Source organism: Paenibacillus sp. J31R109 (assembly GCF_059692055.1).
This window is the reverse complement of the sequence record NZ_JCAUAR010000001.1, coordinates 327,562-344,489: the sequence shown is the minus strand read 5'-3', so window position 1 is coordinate 344,489 and position 16,928 is coordinate 327,562. Positions and strand designations below refer to the sequence as shown.

14 protein-coding genes are annotated in these 16,928 nt (G+C 46.2%); 2 read left to right on the top strand and 12 right to left on the bottom strand.

Features of this window, described 5'->3' with window-relative positions:
* Position 1: 1 nt before the first annotated feature.
* From yqfD to rsgA, 9 genes are all read right to left on the bottom strand, one after another.
* The gene (yqfD, locus tag AC58QT_RS01405; RefSeq protein ID WP_497407416.1) at positions 2 to 1,195 is read right to left on the bottom strand and encodes a sporulation protein YqfD; all 1,194 of its coding nucleotides are present in this window, start codon (positions 1,193 to 1,195) and stop codon (positions 2 to 4) included.
* 41 nt (positions 1,196 to 1,236) lie between these two features.
* Complete coding sequence (yqfC, locus tag AC58QT_RS01400) at positions 1,237 to 1,515, bottom strand: sporulation protein YqfC (RefSeq protein WP_310226920.1); 279 nt, start codon at positions 1,513 to 1,515, stop codon at positions 1,237 to 1,239.
* 195 nt (positions 1,516 to 1,710) lie between these two features.
* A complete protein-coding gene (locus AC58QT_RS01395) occupies positions 1,711 to 2,178 on the bottom strand; it encodes a YqfB family membrane protein (RefSeq protein WP_497407415.1) in 468 nt (155 codons plus the stop codon).
* 17 nt (positions 2,179 to 2,195) lie between these two features.
* Positions 2,196 to 3,185, bottom strand: coding sequence for a flotillin-like protein FloA (floA, locus tag AC58QT_RS01390; protein ID WP_497407414.1), 990 nt, complete (start codon positions 3,183 to 3,185; stop codon positions 2,196 to 2,198).
* Between the two features lie 13 nt (positions 3,186 to 3,198).
* Positions 3,199 to 3,864, bottom strand: a complete 666-nt coding sequence (locus tag AC58QT_RS01385; protein WP_497407413.1) for an NfeD family protein — start codon at positions 3,862 to 3,864, stop codon at positions 3,199 to 3,201.
* A gap of 160 nt (positions 3,865 to 4,024) precedes the next feature.
* Positions 4,025 to 4,468, bottom strand: coding sequence for a GatB/YqeY domain-containing protein (locus tag AC58QT_RS01380; RefSeq protein ID WP_057314579.1), 444 nt, complete (start codon positions 4,466 to 4,468; stop codon positions 4,025 to 4,027).
* 8 nt (positions 4,469 to 4,476) lie between these two features.
* Positions 4,477 to 4,650, bottom strand: a complete 174-nt coding sequence (gene rpsU, locus AC58QT_RS01375; protein ID WP_028558020.1) for a 30S ribosomal protein S21 — start codon at positions 4,648 to 4,650, stop codon at positions 4,477 to 4,479.
* A gap of 114 nt (positions 4,651 to 4,764) precedes the next feature.
* The gene (locus AC58QT_RS01370) at positions 4,765 to 5,115 is read right to left on the bottom strand and encodes a histidine triad nucleotide-binding protein (protein WP_310226912.1); all 351 of its coding nucleotides are present in this window, start codon (positions 5,113 to 5,115) and stop codon (positions 4,765 to 4,767) included.
* Positions 5,116 to 5,206: 91 nt separating this feature from the next.
* Positions 5,207 to 6,271, bottom strand: coding sequence for a ribosome small subunit-dependent GTPase A (rsgA, locus tag AC58QT_RS01365; RefSeq protein ID WP_497407412.1), 1,065 nt, complete (start codon positions 6,269 to 6,271; stop codon positions 5,207 to 5,209).
* Positions 6,272 to 6,483: 212 nt separating this feature from the next.
* Here rsgA and AC58QT_RS01360 point away from each other — a divergent pair, with 212 nt between their 5' ends.
* On the top strand, positions 6,484 to 8,406 hold the full coding sequence (locus AC58QT_RS01360) for an FAD-dependent oxidoreductase (protein ID WP_497407411.1): 1,923 nt from the start codon (positions 6,484 to 6,486) through the stop codon (positions 8,404 to 8,406).
* A gap of 78 nt (positions 8,407 to 8,484) precedes the next feature.
* Here the strand turns inward: AC58QT_RS01360 and AC58QT_RS01355 are convergent, their stop codons facing one another.
* A complete protein-coding gene (locus AC58QT_RS01355) occupies positions 8,485 to 10,422 on the bottom strand; it encodes a stalk domain-containing protein (RefSeq protein ID WP_497408073.1) in 1,938 nt (645 codons plus the stop codon).
* A gap of 225 nt (positions 10,423 to 10,647) precedes the next feature.
* Here AC58QT_RS01355 and AC58QT_RS01350 point away from each other — a divergent pair, with 225 nt between their 5' ends.
* Complete coding sequence (locus AC58QT_RS01350; RefSeq protein ID WP_497407410.1) at positions 10,648 to 11,949, top strand: CapA family protein; 1,302 nt, start codon at positions 10,648 to 10,650, stop codon at positions 11,947 to 11,949.
* A gap of 145 nt (positions 11,950 to 12,094) precedes the next feature.
* Here AC58QT_RS01350 and AC58QT_RS01345 read toward each other — a convergent pair whose 3' ends face one another.
* Together AC58QT_RS01345 and AC58QT_RS01340 are read right to left on the bottom strand one after the other, a co-directional pair.
* Complete coding sequence (locus tag AC58QT_RS01345) at positions 12,095 to 13,198, bottom strand: chymotrypsin family serine protease (protein ID WP_497407409.1); 1,104 nt, start codon at positions 13,196 to 13,198, stop codon at positions 12,095 to 12,097.
* A gap of 191 nt (positions 13,199 to 13,389) precedes the next feature.
* Positions 13,390 to 16,869: an SbcC/MukB-like Walker B domain-containing protein gene (locus AC58QT_RS01340; RefSeq protein ID WP_497407408.1), complete on the bottom strand. Its 3,480-nt coding sequence runs from the start codon at positions 16,867 to 16,869 to the stop codon at positions 13,390 to 13,392.
* Between the last annotated feature and the right edge of the window lie 59 nt (positions 16,870 to 16,928).

Sequence of the window (16,928 nt, the reverse complement as noted above, 5' to 3'; positions counted from 1 at the left end):
CTCATTCTCCTTGTGTCACAATTGGTTGTTCTTCAGCGATATTCTCTTCGACCTCAAAATGAACGTCTATATAAATTTTACCATTCTCTGTTTTTTCATGCAAAATTTTTTCTCCGACGATCCTTGCATCCTCGCCTGCTGCCGCTAGTAATTTGGCTCTAGCCTGCTCGATGCCAACCTTTTTGGCATTCGCCGCTTCCATCGGCTCTTCGACCAAATTCACCTCCATCACCTTCTCATGCAGCCATCCAAGTCCAAGTGAAAATGAGCGCCAAGCCAGTGTTTTTCGTTCAGGTATCGTTTCAAAATGTTCAAATTGGGTCTTCCCATAACCAGTAAGCTGGAGAGCCCTTGTCCCAAAAACAAGATAGCTGCGATGCACAGTTTCACCTGTATAGACTTTATACTGTTTCGTAAGTGGCGCCTCAATTCGGGAGGTATACCAGACCACCCCTCTTATCTTACCATCTGCAACGACGACTTGACTATTCTGCTCATCACCAATGGTACCTGAGATTAAAACAGCCCCTTTGCGAACATAGGTATTCGGCTTAACCATCGGCTTTCCCTTCACAGATTGAATTTCGGTAACCAACGCACTTTTGGAAGCTACGATATTGCGAGGATTTTTTAACGGTTCTTTGCGCGGAATGGTCGCTTCAACCACTTTTATGGTAATATGTGTTCCGCGAATTTCAACACCGACCCACGCCGCATCTGGCAGTTCCTGCTGAATCGCACGAGATAAATCCTCTGTCTTATCCAGCTTAAATTTCCACTGAAACTTATGAATACCTTGTTTAGATGCTGCTTGCAAAATGTCCTTAGCATCAATACGATCATTGCCATCCACCGTCACTTGCCACACCAAAGAGGTCAGCACGTAAAGGCTGATGATGAAAGCAGCAAATCCCCCAAACAACACTTTTCTCTTACCGATTTTATCCATAAAAAAGGGCAGTCCAAATCTCTCTAACACGTGTACTCTACAGCCTGTCCGTTTCAAGAGCGGCCGAAGTCGAAAGAAATCCTTAATGAGGATATACAGCTCCAGCTTCCCGTCTTTGCCAGCTTGAATATCCCAAATGGAGAAGCCGCCCTCCACCATGGGATGTATCAACCTTTCGCAGTCCTTGCCTCTAATTTGTATGCGTACATAGCCACGCAAACGGGCAATGAATAGGGATTGTTTCATGACTCAGCCTCCAGTTCTCATTCACACTACCAATAACTTTTCTATGGCATATATTTCACGTGATCGATAACACCCTCGATGAATACCTCTTCGGAAAGAATCGCTCTAATAACCAACCGCTGGCCACAAACCTCCAACGTCCCTTTCGCTAACTCCAACTTCAGTATTTCACTAGAAAAATGCAGTACGCCCCGGTGATTCTCAACATATAGCTGTACGTTGCCGATCATCGTGATTCGCGGCAAATCCTGTACAACATCTTGGGGAAGATCAAGGATCTTGGCCGTGAACTGGTTCCATTTGCGGGTCAAGCGACGCATAGCTGGGCAGTACCCCCTCTAACTAGAAGATCAAGAATGCAGTAAACGCGCATAGACTTTCTACCAAATTATGCGGAAGAATCCGCTTTTATGCTGACTAAACGGCTGCGCTGTCCTTCTCGGGTGCATGCATTTTGTTTCAGCTAAATACAAAAAGCCCCCTTGCTCTTCTGCAAAGGGGCTTCATATCAATGATTATCTGCGATAAGGCTTTTTGGCACGCGGCGGACCTAGGATCTCGGCCCACACGACACCTTGGAGCACCTGTTCACGATTAGGCTGATCCGGAAAAATACGCGAAGAGGAAATGTCATCCGAATAAATAGGAGAACTCACCGCTGCACTACTATTCGTAACCTGAGGCGTGAAAGGTGATGTTTTCAGCTTTGGAGCCGCCGCTGACTTTCCAAGTCCAGACTGACTAAATTCGTCTCTCGTGCGTTCAGGTCGACTCCGTGGAGCATTATGTCCCGCTTGTACTGTCTTCGCTTCTACAGGCCTTCCAGCGTCTCCTGGGCCATTACCAAAGGTTGGCATACCCGTTCTGGTTCTAGTTGCTCCACCCGCAGCACGTTTGCGCCTGCTTTGAATTTGATAATAAAAGGTTAATGCAATAATGACCAAATACCAATTCTTAAATAAGAATACGATTAGCGCTTCCATTCCATCACCTCGTAACCTTATTCCTTCTCAGGTTTTCCGTCGTTTATTTTGCCTAGTGAGGAGCGCATTTGTGTATCGGATTCAATATTTTTGAGATTCAAATAATCCATTACGCCTAATTGGCCATTGCGAAGTGCCTCAGCCATTGCAAGCGGTACCTGTGACTCGGACTCAACAACCTTAGCTCGCATCTCAACGACTCGCGCCTTCATTTCTTGCTCAGCTGCTACAGCCATCGCCCGGCGTTCCTCTGCCTTCGCTTGCGCAATACGTTTGTCCGCTTCGGCTTGCTCCGTTTGCAAATGGGCGCCAATATTTTTGCCTACATCTACATCCGCAATATCAATGGACAGAATTTCAAAGGCTGTCCCCGCATCTAGACCTTTACCTAACACGGTACGTGAGATCATGTCTGGATTTTCTAATACATCCTTATGTGATTCGCTTGACCCTACCGTTGTAACAATCCCTTCACCGACGCGGGCAATAATGGTCTCCTCCCCCGCACCACCGACGAGTCGATCAATATTCGCACGAACCGTAACCCTTGCAATAACTTTTACTTCAATGCCGTTCTTCGCAACTGCTGAGACGTTAGGCGTTTCGATTACGCGTGGATTTACACTCATTTGAACGGCTAACAACACATCACGACCCGCCAAATCAATGGCCGCCGCGCGCTCGAACTCTAAGTGAATTTTGGCACGATGTGCAGCAATTAATGCATTTACAACACGATCAACATTACCACCTGCTAGATAGTGACTTTCCAATTGGTTAACACTAAGGTCAATACCCGCTTTCGTTGCTTTAATCATTGGATTTACGATACGACTAGGTGTAACTCGACGGAGTCTCATGGCAATCAAGGTAATAATACTAATTCTTACTCCGGAAGCTAGTGCAGATATCCAAAGCATAACTGGAACAACACTTAGTAAAATCGATAACACGATAATAATGATGGCTGCGAGCAGTACCAAGTATAAGCCTGGTTCAATCGTCATTGTATGTTTCCTCCTAATTGTTATGTTGGTTATCCACTTCTTTAACTACAACACGTACCCCTTCTACTTCTACAACAACAATGGCCCTGCTTGCAGAAATAAAATTCCCATTCGTAACGACATCTACGCGTTCGCCCTGAATGAGGGCCGTACCAGCTGGTCGCAGAGGCGTTAACGCCTCACCCGTCAACCCGATCAAGTTGGATCGATCTGGATTTGATGTGTAGCCCTTGCTTGTCGTTAATTGCTCTCTCAGAATAAAGCGATTCCAAACACCGCGGTGCTTGAATGTCCGAATCGCAGCAATCACGACCACGATAGCGATAAGCAACGCGATGACCAGCATGTAGGCTGCTTCCTTCGGATCCGAGGACGCCATCATGACCCCGCCGAATAGGCAGATCGCACCTAACACGCTGAGAATGCCGAAGCTGGGAACCACTAATTCCAAAATTAAAAGGACTAAACCTATGGCCAATACGGTTAAATCACCAAAGCTTGCAAAACCTGCTAAATAGAAGCCCAAGAAATATAAACCAAAACCAGCAACACCGGCTAAGGCCAACAAGCCGCTACTGAAAAATAGCAGTTCAAGCGCAATACCAATAATGCCAACCACCAATAAAACGGTTGCGGTTACAGGGTGGGTCAGAAACTCAGATAAGTTATCAAGAAACATCGTCGTTCACTCCTTCCCCTAAACTTTCTTATCTATAGATATGTACGTATTAGTTTATGAACTGTTTCGGTATTTCATTAGAATAATTAATAATGCTCCATAAAATGGAAAAAAGACCGAGCAGAAAAATCCACTCGATCTTCACAAAACATATTTGGTATTAACCTAATAGTTGTTGAACTAACTGATTGATAAGTTTACCATCAGCGCGTCCTTTAACCTGAGGCATCAATGCCGTCATCACTTTGCCCATATCCGCTTTGGAAGAAGCACCAATTTGCTGGATGGTCTGCTGTACAATGGCTTTCACTTCTTCCTCAGAAAGCTGTTGCGGCATGTACTCAGCTAGAATAACAAGTTCCGCGCTCAGGTTGTCGGCTAGGTCATCTCGACCTGCCTTGGTAAATTCTTGGAGGGAATCCTTACGCTGTTTGATCTCACGAGTTAGAACATCAAGCACTTCATTGTCGTCTAAGGGTCTTTTCAGATCAATCTCAGAATTCTTAATCGTAGATCGTACCATTCGAATTACAGAGAGCTTAAACTTGTCCTGACTCTTCATCGCTTGTTTCATATCTTCGTTCAATCGATCGCTTAAGCTCATGTTGCCTCCTAGAACTTTCTTTTACGAGCAGCCTCAGATTTAAGCTTACGCTTAACGCTAGGCTTGTCATAATGCTTACGTTTCTTAACTTCTGCAAGAACGCCATCCTTAGCGATGGAACGCTTAAAGCGACGAAGTGCAGCATCTATAGTTTCGTTCTTACGAACTCGAGTTTCTGACAACAGTTTTCCCTCCCTCCGAACAGACCATCTAAGACAAAACGGTTCATCAAATCTCATTATAGGTGATAGTAATTAGGGTGTCAATCGCAAAACTGATCTTTCCTACTAGAAAGATTAGTTATGCACCCCAAGCGGTGCCAATCTGGCGCCTGCCATCAAATGATAATGCAAATGATGAACGATTTGCCCTGCGTTTGCTCCAATGTTCGTTATTACACGATACCCGGATTCTTCTACCTCTAGTTCTCTAGCAATTTGCGCAGCAACACGCTGCATTTGCCCGACAACAGCCCAATCTTCCGGTTGTCCAGCAGCAAGTGAGGCAAAGTGCTTTTTCGGAATAATAAGGACATGAATTGGTGCTGCAGGTTGAATATCATGAAAAGCTAGAATCTCATCATCTTCATAGACTTTCTTCGAGGGAAGCTCCCCTGCAATGATTTTACAAAAAATACAATCACTCATTGATCCATTCGTCCTCCCGACATTGTTGTCTTAACTTAGTTATAAGTTTATCGGAAAGCCATCAAAAAATCCAATCCAATTCTTCTCGCAATTAGCGATGAGGTTGACTTTTGAGCGATTGATGGATCTTCTTCCATTTCGCTTTCTCCGCAGCCTGTAGACCTTTATCTTCTTTACGAGCCAGATACGCTAGCTCCTTCTGTAATTTCACATAATTCTGGAATCGCTCTGCGGATAATGCACCCGAATCCAACGCTGCTTTCACAGCACATTTCGGCTCATTCTCATGCTTACAATCTTGGAAGAAACATTGCTCTGCAAATTCTTCGATATCCTGAAACGACGTGCTGAGCCCTTCTGAGGCGCTCCAAAGCTGCAACTCTCTCATCCCTGGGGTATCAATCAAAATGCCGCCATCCGGCAGCAGAATAAGCTCACGATGCGTTGTTGTATGCTTTCCTTTGTCATCCCCAGATCGAATATCACCTGTGTTTAATATATCTCGGCCATATATACGATTCACCAATGTGGATTTCCCAACACCTGAGGAACCTAAAAGCGCGACTGTTTGGCCAGGCGCCATGTAACTTGCAAGTTCAGTTAACCCGCGATTCTCAGTTGAGCTAATAATATGAATAGGCACACCTATAGCAACGCTCGCAACTTCCGCCGCGAGTTCGTCTGGATTCTCGCATAAATCTGCCTTACTCAATACGATAACGGGATTAGCCCCGCTCTCCCATGCCAAAACCAAATAGCGCTCAATTCGGCGGATATTAAAATCCTGATTCAAAGCATTTACCAGAAAAACAGTATCGACATTTGTTGCAACGATTTGTTCTTCCGTGACTTGTCCGGCCACTTTACGGGAAAACTTACTTCGACGAGGAAGCACCGCATGAATCACAGCACGCCCTTCTCCATCTCTCAGTGAAATGACAACCCAATCCCCTACAGCAGGGTAATCCTCGCGACGTAGAGCTTGGTGACGCATTTTGCCAGAAACTTCAGCCAGCACTTCGCCAACTTCCGTCTGAACGCGGTACATATGTTTATGTTCTAAGGAGACGCGGCCAGCGACAAATCCTTCTTGGTCAAGGTACGTTTCAAATGCTTTTTCGAAAAATACATGCCATCCTAAATTCGCTTTATCCAAGTCAATAATTCATCCTCTCAAGGTGTTCTAACATGAAGTATATACCTATGTTATGCCCCCCACACGGGAAAGAATCATTTAGATTGTTTAATCCTGCAGCTAGATTATTTAATCCCGCAGCCTGAATTTGGCACCGGTCAATTCATTTGTAGACTAACAGTCTAATTATGCATATAATAGGTGTAAACCGATTGTTTGAATGGAGTGAGCGGATGAGTCAATTCATGAGAGCATCGACCCGCAAAAAGCGTGATGTCATGATGGAAGTCGCTTTAACCATGTTTATGGATAAAGGTTATGAGAACGTCTCTGTCGATGATATTATCGCAGCTACCAGCACATCCAAAGGCACTTTTTATCATTATTTTAAAAGTAAGGATGCCATTATTTCGGCGCTGTATAACAAACAAATTCAACTGATTCAGGACTGGGTGAAACAACCTCCTTCAAAGGTACAATCACTAGAGGGACACATTAATCGCCTATTTTTAGACTTAGCGTCGAATATGCAACTCTCACCGCGTCTTATTCGCAGTTTACAAGCCCTTTCTTTGCAGAATGATACGGTCAAATTGGAAGAGCTGCAGCAATTGAACGTATTGAAAGAAAGCTTGATGCACTGGCTCCCGGAGCCCAAAAAGATTGAACTTCTCGTCTGTATGTATGCCGGTACCATCCGTACTTGGTGTACGCAAGAAGACGCTGATTTACTCTCCATGATGAAAAACAACTTAGCCTGGCTATGGGTAGGCCTTCGTTCCGAAGAACCTTACGCATCGCTACAGGTAGAACCAGCCCCCAAGGAGGAAAAGCTTATGAAAGTAGCCATTATCGGTGGAGGACTTGCTGGACTAACCGCAGCTGCCTATTTATCTGAAAACCCACACGTAGAAGGTATTTTATTTGAACGCAGTCCACAGCTCGGAGGTCGCGCATTTACGTATGAGAAAGCCGGTTTCACACTCAACTACGGCGCACATGCGATCTATGGGATCGATCGTCATACATTGACTACAATGGAGCGTGAGCTTGGACTATCCTTCTCTTCCAAGCAGGTGGATAAGCGGAAAGTCGTTTATGCGAAGCATAATCAACTTACAACCGCGCCGCTCGATGCCATTAATCTTCTCAAAACAGATCTGCTCAACACGATCCAAAAAGTTCGTTTTGTCGGGGAAATCGCCGCTATTATCGCAAATATTCATAATATCAAAAACTACGCTACCTTAGCGGATTACCTTGCTGAGTCTAATGCGGATGAAGATGTGAAAGAGCTTTGGGAGCATCTTGTTTGTTCCAATTTCTTCATTACTCCTGAGGATGCTCGTAATGTATCTGGCGCAGTCATTAGTGAGTATTATCATAACTTGTTCCTCTCCAGTAAACCTGTCAACTACGTTTTGGGCAGTTGGGCTGTTATTACCAATCAACTGAAGCAGAAAATGACGACTTCTGGCAAATGGGAACTCGCCCTTCAAGAAGGTGTGGATGGACTTCGTTATGAAGATCGTAAATTTGTGTTAAAAACGAAAACACGTGAAATGGCGTTTGATAAAGTCATTTTCGCAATGCCGGTTCAACAAGTTGTTAAACTGCTCAAAGGAACGGCATGGGAACCTTTCCTCGCTCCATACGAGTCCAACACAGCAACAGAGGTTATGGTATACGACATTGGGTTAAGCCGCGTAGTCGCAAGACCATTCAGTTACATCAGCGATATGGATAACAAATTGTTCATTAGTGATGTTTCTGCGACAGACCACACGTTAGTACCAGAAGGCGGGCAACTGCTCCAAGGTATCGCCTACTTAAGTGATAACTTCGACAGTGATGAAGAACGTAAAGCTTATTTGGAAAATAAAACATCGCAAATGGAAGCTCTGTTCGATCAACATTATCCAGGCTGGCGCGATGTCACGGCGGTAAAACGCGTATCGAAGAAAGCCATGGTATCCAGTGTTAAAAACATTGCATCCAACCGACTCTTACCAACTCGCGTTGAAAATATTCCGTTCTATTTCTGCGGAGATGGCTGCGCTGGCAAAGGTGAGCTTGCAGAACGCGCATTCTCAAGTGCACGCAGCGCGGCACTATCTATCGTGCAAGAGGTGGAACAAGCTTTACAGAACGTTTAAACTAAGAAACCAGACAAACAAAAGCTGCTCAATCTCTGACTTGTCGTCAGACATTGATGCAGCTTTTTTATTCAACCTTTATTTGGTTGTAATCGATACCGTTCTTGTTGCCCCGTCCCAATTGACGGTACCTCCGAACGTCTCCCCTACGAATCTAGCAGGCGCAAGCGTGTAGCCATTCACGAGTCTAGCAGGCTCTTCCAACTCCATTGGCTTGCCATTCACATAGACTGTTCGTTGGTCAAGCGTCAGCTTAACGATTGTACTCCCTTTGGTTGCTGTGACAGATCTTGTTGCCGCATCATAATCAACCTTAGCGCCCATCGCTTCAAAAATAGCACGGAGCGGCGTGAATGTCGATCCATTCACAATGGCAGGAGCTTGTTCAAATGATTGGACCTTCCCATTGATATTGACTGAAACCTGTGAGGAAATACCATACGTTCGAAACGCAACTTGCTTTCCGGATTTATTCCAGACACGAAGTTGCAATACCGAGCCCTCAGGTACTTCTCCCGCTTTTAGATCTAACCCGTAAGGCAAGCTCGTTTGAGTTGCGATTACCCGTCCATTCAAGAGGTACTCCACTTTTCCGATGTATACCTCAGGTATTTTAACAAAAGGAATGACTCTTGTTTGCTTCGTAAATGATTGGTGATCTGCATCAATTGGCACATAACCAACCCGATCTGCGGGCTTAGCAGCTTCCTTTACCTCGGAGAGAAGATACGGGTTTTCTATTAATTGACTGTAATAATTCTGAATCTCTGATGAAGTCGAAAGCGAATAATCGTTCTTGGCATTATCCATTTGTTGATCCACATTGAAGTAGGTTATTGCTTTCAGTCTCGGATACTTGTATGGCATAATTTCGTACAATCGCTGCAAATTCAGCTTTGCCCATTCCGTATAATCTTCACCCGCAGAATGGGAATAGTGAGGAACGCCTGTCTCACTTAACATCAATGGTTTCCGATCTGCATAGGTGTTGTATAATCTCGTCAATCTCTCTACATTGCTAGTCGCTAACATGGATGGCTGTGTGGGATCTCCATTGGAGTAAGGCTCGATATACAAGCTTACACCGACCCAATCTACATAGGCATCACCTGGATAGTAAGGATCAATATCATTTGCAGGCACATCGCCTGGGCTCCACACCATCGCTACGTTCGGCGCTTCCTCTGCAAACACATCATGCAGCATTCTAAATTTTGCAATATACTGTGATGGATTCCCATTCCATTCTACCCAAGCACCATTCATTTCCCCAGCAAAACGCAAGAAAATTGGTATTCCCGAAGCTTTCGCTTCTTTAGCCCAACTGCGCAAATAAGCGCCGTCTGTGACTGGATCTAACCCTGAATGAGGTTCCCAAGCAATTTGCAAAGCGCCTCCTGCCTCTTTGGCACGTTTGGCATAGGCGGACGGAAAGCTTTTTCCCCAAGGGGAGTAGGCAAGGTAAATCGCATGCTTTTTGCCATACACAGTTTGCATTTTCGTAAAAATATTGCCGACCTTCGGGTCTAGTTCCGAATAAACACCTAGATACGCCCCATAGGCTGGTTCAAATTTAGCAAGCTTAATCCCCTGAGGCTGTGTCCGTTGCTGGACAATTTGCTCGTTACTTTCCTCCCGGTACAACTCAACCGTCGTCCGAATTTGATCTGCACGTTGTAATTTTTCTGCTCCCCAATCTTTCCCCGCATTCACCCAATATTGATTTTCTTGCTCATAGTAATGAATCGCTTGGTCATAATCACCGATAGCGTCATAATACGCATCTAATTTCCCACTAAATAACGCAGCATTCTCCCATTCCCCTGCTCCCGCATAGTAATCGGTCAGATATTTCCAATGGGGCACAGCGGCACCTGTATTTCCCGACGCGACAAGTGACTCCGCTTGCTTCCAATGATCCCAAACGACATCCGCACGCACAGGTGCAGGTGATTGCGCAATACCCGCAGTAAGAATGCCTACAGCGAGCGATAATATCCCAATTCGTTTATTCATCCTCAAGAGTAACAGGCTCCCTTTCATGCTGTTCTAGTTAATCGCTTGTACTAGATACGTACGGGATATCAAAAAGTAGCACAATAATCAAAAAAATTACAAATTACCGCTTTTAAAAGCCCGTTTTAAGCGTAATTTAATGCGTTTCAACACGACCATTCGATGTCATCCGCAACTACCAATTGTTAAAATATAGAAAAAGTTGCTCGAAAGGGTCTGTGACTCATGAAAATATATAGAGTAAGTCTTCTATTTGCGGCTTGTTTGAGCATAGGGATTGTTGGTTGTGAGACTGCACTCCATCCTTTGTCATTGGAGAATGTGACGGACAATGGGACAAGAATAAGTTCAGTAACTGCAACACCGGCAACCATGCAAATGGAAATACCTAGTTCAAGTTCAACGTCAACATCAAATTCAAATTCAAATTCAAATTCAAATTCAACACCAACATCAAAAATGACAGATAACATTCGAGAATCTTTGTCGACCGATCTTATTGGGGTAAATAAGAATGACACTAACCCTGGTGTCGTATATGTACAACCATCCCCATCCAAACAAGAAGATCAAGAACCCCTGCATATTATTTATGCTGGAGATGCCATGTTCGATTGGTCGGTAAAAGATGCGATCAGCCGAAACGGACCTGATTATCCATTTCGACATATTCAATCCGATATCGCGCAGGCCGATTTCTCTTTCGTCAATCTCGAAACAGCCGTTACGCTTGAAGATGCGAAGGATACCAATCAGATTTATAATTTCAAATCGAATCCAGAATCACTTACAGGACTGAAAGATGCCGGTTTCGATATGGTTTCCGTAGCAAATAATCATTCAATGGATTTCTTACAAAAAGGGTTTCTTGATACACTGGCCCATCTAGATAAAGCTGGTTTGCTCTATGTCGGGGGTGGTCTGAATGCCCGTGAAGCTTACCAAGCAAAGAGTGTTATCCTGAAAGGAAAAAAAGTGAAATTCCTAGCATTCTCTCGCTTTATTCCAACCGGGGATTGGTTCGCAGGCCCGAACAAGCCTGGAATAGCTCAAGCTTATGATCGTAAACCTGTACTCGATGCCATTGCGCGCGAGCGTGCAGATGCGGACTATGTCCTGGTTTACCTTCACTGGGGCGTCGAGATGAATAATCGTCCCGAGCTTTGGCAGCGTGAGTTCGCTAAACAAATCATAGATGCTGGCGCAGATGCGATCATCGGCAGTCATGTACATGTCTTGCAAGGTTTTGAGTATTACAAAGGCAAACCCATTGCCTATTCGATTGGTAATTTTCTCTTTCCTGACTACGTAACTGGCCCCAAAGCAGATACTGGTTTACTTCATTTGAAACTAGCAGAGGATCAAATTCAAATGTCTTTTCAACCTTTGTATATCGAAAAAAATCAAATCGTCTCCAAAGGCACACCCTATATTGAAAAGCAATTAGCTTATCTGCAATCTATTTCTTATGGTGTGGATCTCGAAGGCCAACATATTCGACCACATACGGAATTAGCCAGACGATAATGGACTTTCATCGGATTACAAACTTGGCTGAGGCTGCTATGTACAGGAATTACCATGTCATTCGCGCTCTTTTCAGAACGCAAAGCATGTAATTCCCTCAGATCATCGAGCTGTTGAACATTCAGCGTGGGATTACCGATATCTTTTACTTATGCGACCTGACCAAGACAGCTCTCGTACGCTTCCTTTGCTGCTCTGTCAAAGGCTGCACATAGGATGCATCGCCAAGCGGCGCTGCTCCTTTCACACGACCAGCTTTAAAGGTTCCACCTGCTGCAGGAATGGCCGTACGCACATTATAGGTGGACATCACGACACCAATCGGATTACAAATGGAACGTAAGCCATCTGCTGGGCCAGCGAAGTTAAGAGCTACCGCATAGCGATCGCTAGCGCGAAGCCAGACGGAACCCGAATCACCAGGAAGTGAAACTGGTCCTGATGTACCAACGATGACAGACTGATTTCTAAATAACAATGTACCTAAACTTCCCCCGTAGGATACACGCACATCTACATTGTTAGACTCCACAGTACCGCGAACAGCGCCTGTGGTTCGTCCAGATTTAAATACCTGAAGTCCGACAGGATAACTTAATAGATGACCAGGTACTGTGATTAATTGACCTGATGAACTACGTAAATACCGTGGATTCAATACACTGTTTGAAGTCGGAAGCGAGATGCACGAGTCTTGAAAGTTAACTTCGCTTGGGCGTAGCGGCACGAACTGGAAGGCTCTACCTACGCGATCAGTTCCGGATACACCTCCATCTGCTGGTCCTGGTTGTACGGTTTCTGAAAATGCGGAAGAATTATCTCTAATCAATACATGGTTATTACTGAGGATATAGAGTTGATTATTCTTAATAACAATTAATCCAGCCGTTCCTGTCGAGGAGGGACTTGTTTTCCCAATGCTCACACCGCCCGGTACCGGACGATTGCGATTTTGAAAGCTCACTGCTTTGTAGGCCTTCGGTTTTGCAGCCTTGTACACATGCGATTTAAACGAGTTGGAGGAGAGAAAGCGAACCGGCACGGATGAACCTAATTTGGAGGCAACGCTTTTGAGGTTATTTAGTCCAGATGGTACTATTTTTTGATGGGTATATACGATAACACCTGCACCTGCGGATGGTTTTTTGGGATCTGCATACCCGACCCCAACTCCGATAACCTCTGCCCTTTTCAATAGCATAGGCGATAGTCGATTCTTATGTTTCAGCGCTTCATGAAATGTTGCCATGCCCATTCCCCTTTTCGTCATGTTGGTGCAGTGTATGCCAACTTGTACGTTTCGGCTTGATACCTTTACCTAGTGCTTTCGTTAGAAATTAAAAAAGGCTAATGACACTTTGCGTCATTAGCCTTTTGGTTATTAGGTAGATTATTTCTGTATATCCGTGCTCCAACTTCGGCACACAAAGACAAGTATTCTCAAAGCTCTTCGAGTGAAATACGACTTCCACGACCTGAAGGTTCTGCGGGATGAACGATTAGTTTGCGAACAAGTCTCGCTCGCAGTTCAGGCACGTGCGAGATAACACCTACGGCTAATCGGTCTGTATGCAGCTTTTCTAGTGCACCAATTACCATATCTAGCAACTCTTGGTCAAGCGTACCAAAGCCTTCATCAAGGAAGAAAAACTCCAACGGATATTCGCCTTTTAGTTGAATCTGTGCGGACAAGGCTAAGGCCAATGCTAAAGAGGTAAGGAACGTTTCTCCGCCGGATAATGTACCCACCGGACGTTTCACCCCGCCATTCGCATCGTCACGAATGACGAAGCCACCGCCAGAGTCGACTTCAATGCCATATCGTCGACGCGTCAATTCCCCAAGTCGCTCCGATGCGGCACGACTTACTTGCATCAACTGCTCTTCGGCGAGATACTCGACGAAGGCGTTGGCCTTGAGCACGGCTTGCAGCTTCCCAAGCCGCTCCAGCTGCGTCGCTTGCTCCACCCGCTGCGCCTCGAGCTCGCACCAGCGCAAGTGCCGCGCAGCGAGCTCGCTTGCGCCCTGCGCCGCCTTGGCCCGCGCCTCCAGCGCGGCCTCGGCGCCAGCCTTCGCGTCGCTCAGCTGCGCCTGCGACTGCGCCCAATCGGCCGCGCTCAGCACGCGGCCCTGCAGCTTCGCTGCCAGCTGCGCCAGCTGGGCGCGCAGCGCCTGCTCCCGCTCGCGGTGCTCCGCCGCGAGCTGCGCCCAATCGCGGCGCTGCTCAGGCGCCAGCGCCGCGGCCTCTGCGGCTTCGCGCGACGCGAAGCCGCTCTTCTCGAGCGCGCCGGCTAGCGCGCGCTCGGTTTGCGCCTGCTGCCGCACGGCGGCGGCGGCGGCTTCGGCGGCGGCGCTGTAGCGCTGCGCCGCCAGGGACTGCTCGCGCTGCGCAGCAGCGTGCGCGAGCTTGGTCTGCTGCGCGAGCTGCCGCAGCTGGGCAAGCGCGGAGGTCGCCTCCGCGATGAGCTGCGGCACCGCCGCGCCAGGCGCGCGCAGAGCGAGCTGCCGCGACTTGTCGGCGGCGAGCTGCGCGAGCCCTTGCAGCCGCTCATGGAGCTGCAAGGCTGTACGGTCACGCTCCTGTGCAGCAAGGTGAAGACGCTCGATGTTGGCGATGAGCTCCTCTAGAAAAGGAATGCTCTTCTCGAGGCGTCCACGCAATTCGTCGGCTAGTCGCTCGTTATCAAGAAGTTGCTGAAGTTGATCATCAACTTTATCCCATAATAAACCTGCATAATGTGCATCCCATTGATCTCTTTGCTCACGAATACCTTCCTTTAACCCGTTGAGCCTACTTTCTGCTTCGACCAACAAGCTAGCAGCGGCTTGCTCCTGCGTACTGAGAACGAGTTCCTGATTGGCAAGCTGGGTATGTTCCATGTGTAAAGCTTGATACATGTTCTCACATTCTTCTACCTGCGAAGCAGTTGCTCGGAAAAATAATTCCATACTATCCCATTCATTGTGCCAATCTGTCACACTCTTGTCCGCATATGAACTGCGCACATCCATAAGTTCAAGCGCTTCTTTGCCTGCTGCCGCTTCTTGTAAAGCAAGAGGGCTAACCGCATCTTCTCTTTGCTTCTCTACCACTTCGTTTGGGAAAGACAGCGTTGTAGCCTGCTGTTTCAACTTAGCCATTTTCCGAGAAATTTGAGCACTTTCAAATTGTCTTTCTTTCGCCAGACGCAGCAGTTGCTCTACTTGATCCAACAAACCTTCAGAACGGGCAGTTTCACTTGTAGTTACAGAGGTTCCTGTGCTCAAACGAAGAGCCGGATGATCGAATCCTCCACAGACCGGACAGGGTTGACCCGCTTCCAGTTCAGCAGCTAGCAAAGCAGCCAAATTGTGTCGTTCTATATCCTTCTGTAGCTTACGTTGCGCTTCCAGCCAGTCTTGTAATCTAGTAACAAACGTTGTGTAGAAGCCGTCTTGTCTCTGTATTTGCTCCTCCCAATCAGCAAAGGTAGAAAACCATCCGATTAGCTTCGCATAAAGATCCGTTTGCTTGTCCACAACCGCGCCTCTGGCATGTTTCACTGCCAAACTCGCAGACTTTTTATCTTCTGTATGTCGCTTCGCTTCCAATTGTTGTGTCTGAAGCTGTAATATGGCTTTTTTCTGAACAACAGCGCTTTGCAGCTGTTGTCTCTTGGCAGCATCCGTCTCTACTAGCTTCAATTGTGCTTTTAGTTCGTTTTGTTTCGCCACTGCTTTTTGTTTCGTCTCATTGGATTTAGTAATCTCTGCTTGTAAACTAGAAAGCGCCGACTTGACCTCAGCCTCTTGTATTTGTGTAAGTTGAATGTGTTGTTGAACCTGTTCAAGTTCCTTTTGAATAACTAGCGCTTGTTCCAATTGATCCAAACGGAGTACTAGCGGTCCTTCCTGCACCTCTAAATCATGTTGCGCTTTGTCAAAAGCAAGCGTTGCTTGTTTATAAACCGTTTCGGCAATCACCTGTGAAGATGTAGCTGTTTCTAGCAGCCCTTTGTTTGACAGAACTTCTTTTACTGCCAACTTATGCTGATCTAAGTAAGGAACTACCCGCTCCGCTTGTTCTGCGAGTTTCAACAGATGTTCCTTTTCAGCAATGAACCCATCATGTTCTTGATGTTTCTGTTGCTCAACGGCTAGAAATTCCGATTCCTGAATCCACTGATAGACTTGCTTGTTTTCCTCATAAGCCTTCTCCTGCTGTTCCAAATGGAGTCGACTGCGAACCGCTTCTTGTTCTGTTTCAACCAATTTGCTATTTGCTTCCTCCAATGCGGAGGTGGTCGCATCACCTAAACCTTGCTGTTCTGCAGCAAGTTGTTTAACTGCGCTGTCCGTTTCCTTTACTTTAGAGCTAACCTTAGCACTTAAATGGTCACCATAGGTTTCAAGATGGAAAAGTCGCTGCAGCATTTGTCTACGATCTTTCCCTGTCAAGGTCAGAAACTCAGCAAACTTCCCTTGTGGGAGTACAACAGCTCTTGTAAAGTCTTGCATCGACAGCCCTAGAATACTCTGGACCTGTTGATTGACCTCACCTGCCTTATCTGCGAGCACAATCGTTTCACTATCGCGTATATGTAAAAGACGTGAAATGGTTCCATTAATGGACATCTCTGCCCCACGCTTGAATTGCCGCTCAACCCGGTAACGTTCTGTACTCGTCGCATTCGTCAGTTCAAATGTAAAAGAAACGAACAGCGTTTGCTCCGCATGATTCATTATCGCTTGCGTACCCCCGCTTGCTCTTTCTACTTTGCCATATAATGAAAGAGTAATCGCATCAAGAATCGAGGATTTCCCACTTCCCGTTGGCCCAAATATACCAAAAACACCCGCATCTACGAGTTGGCTAAAATCAATCGTCTGCAGCTCCCGATAGCTTTGCAAACCAGACATCTGTAGCTGTATTGGACGCATCGTGCTATCCTCCTTTCATCATTCCTTCAAGTTATCCACAAGCACTAATTGGGGAAAAG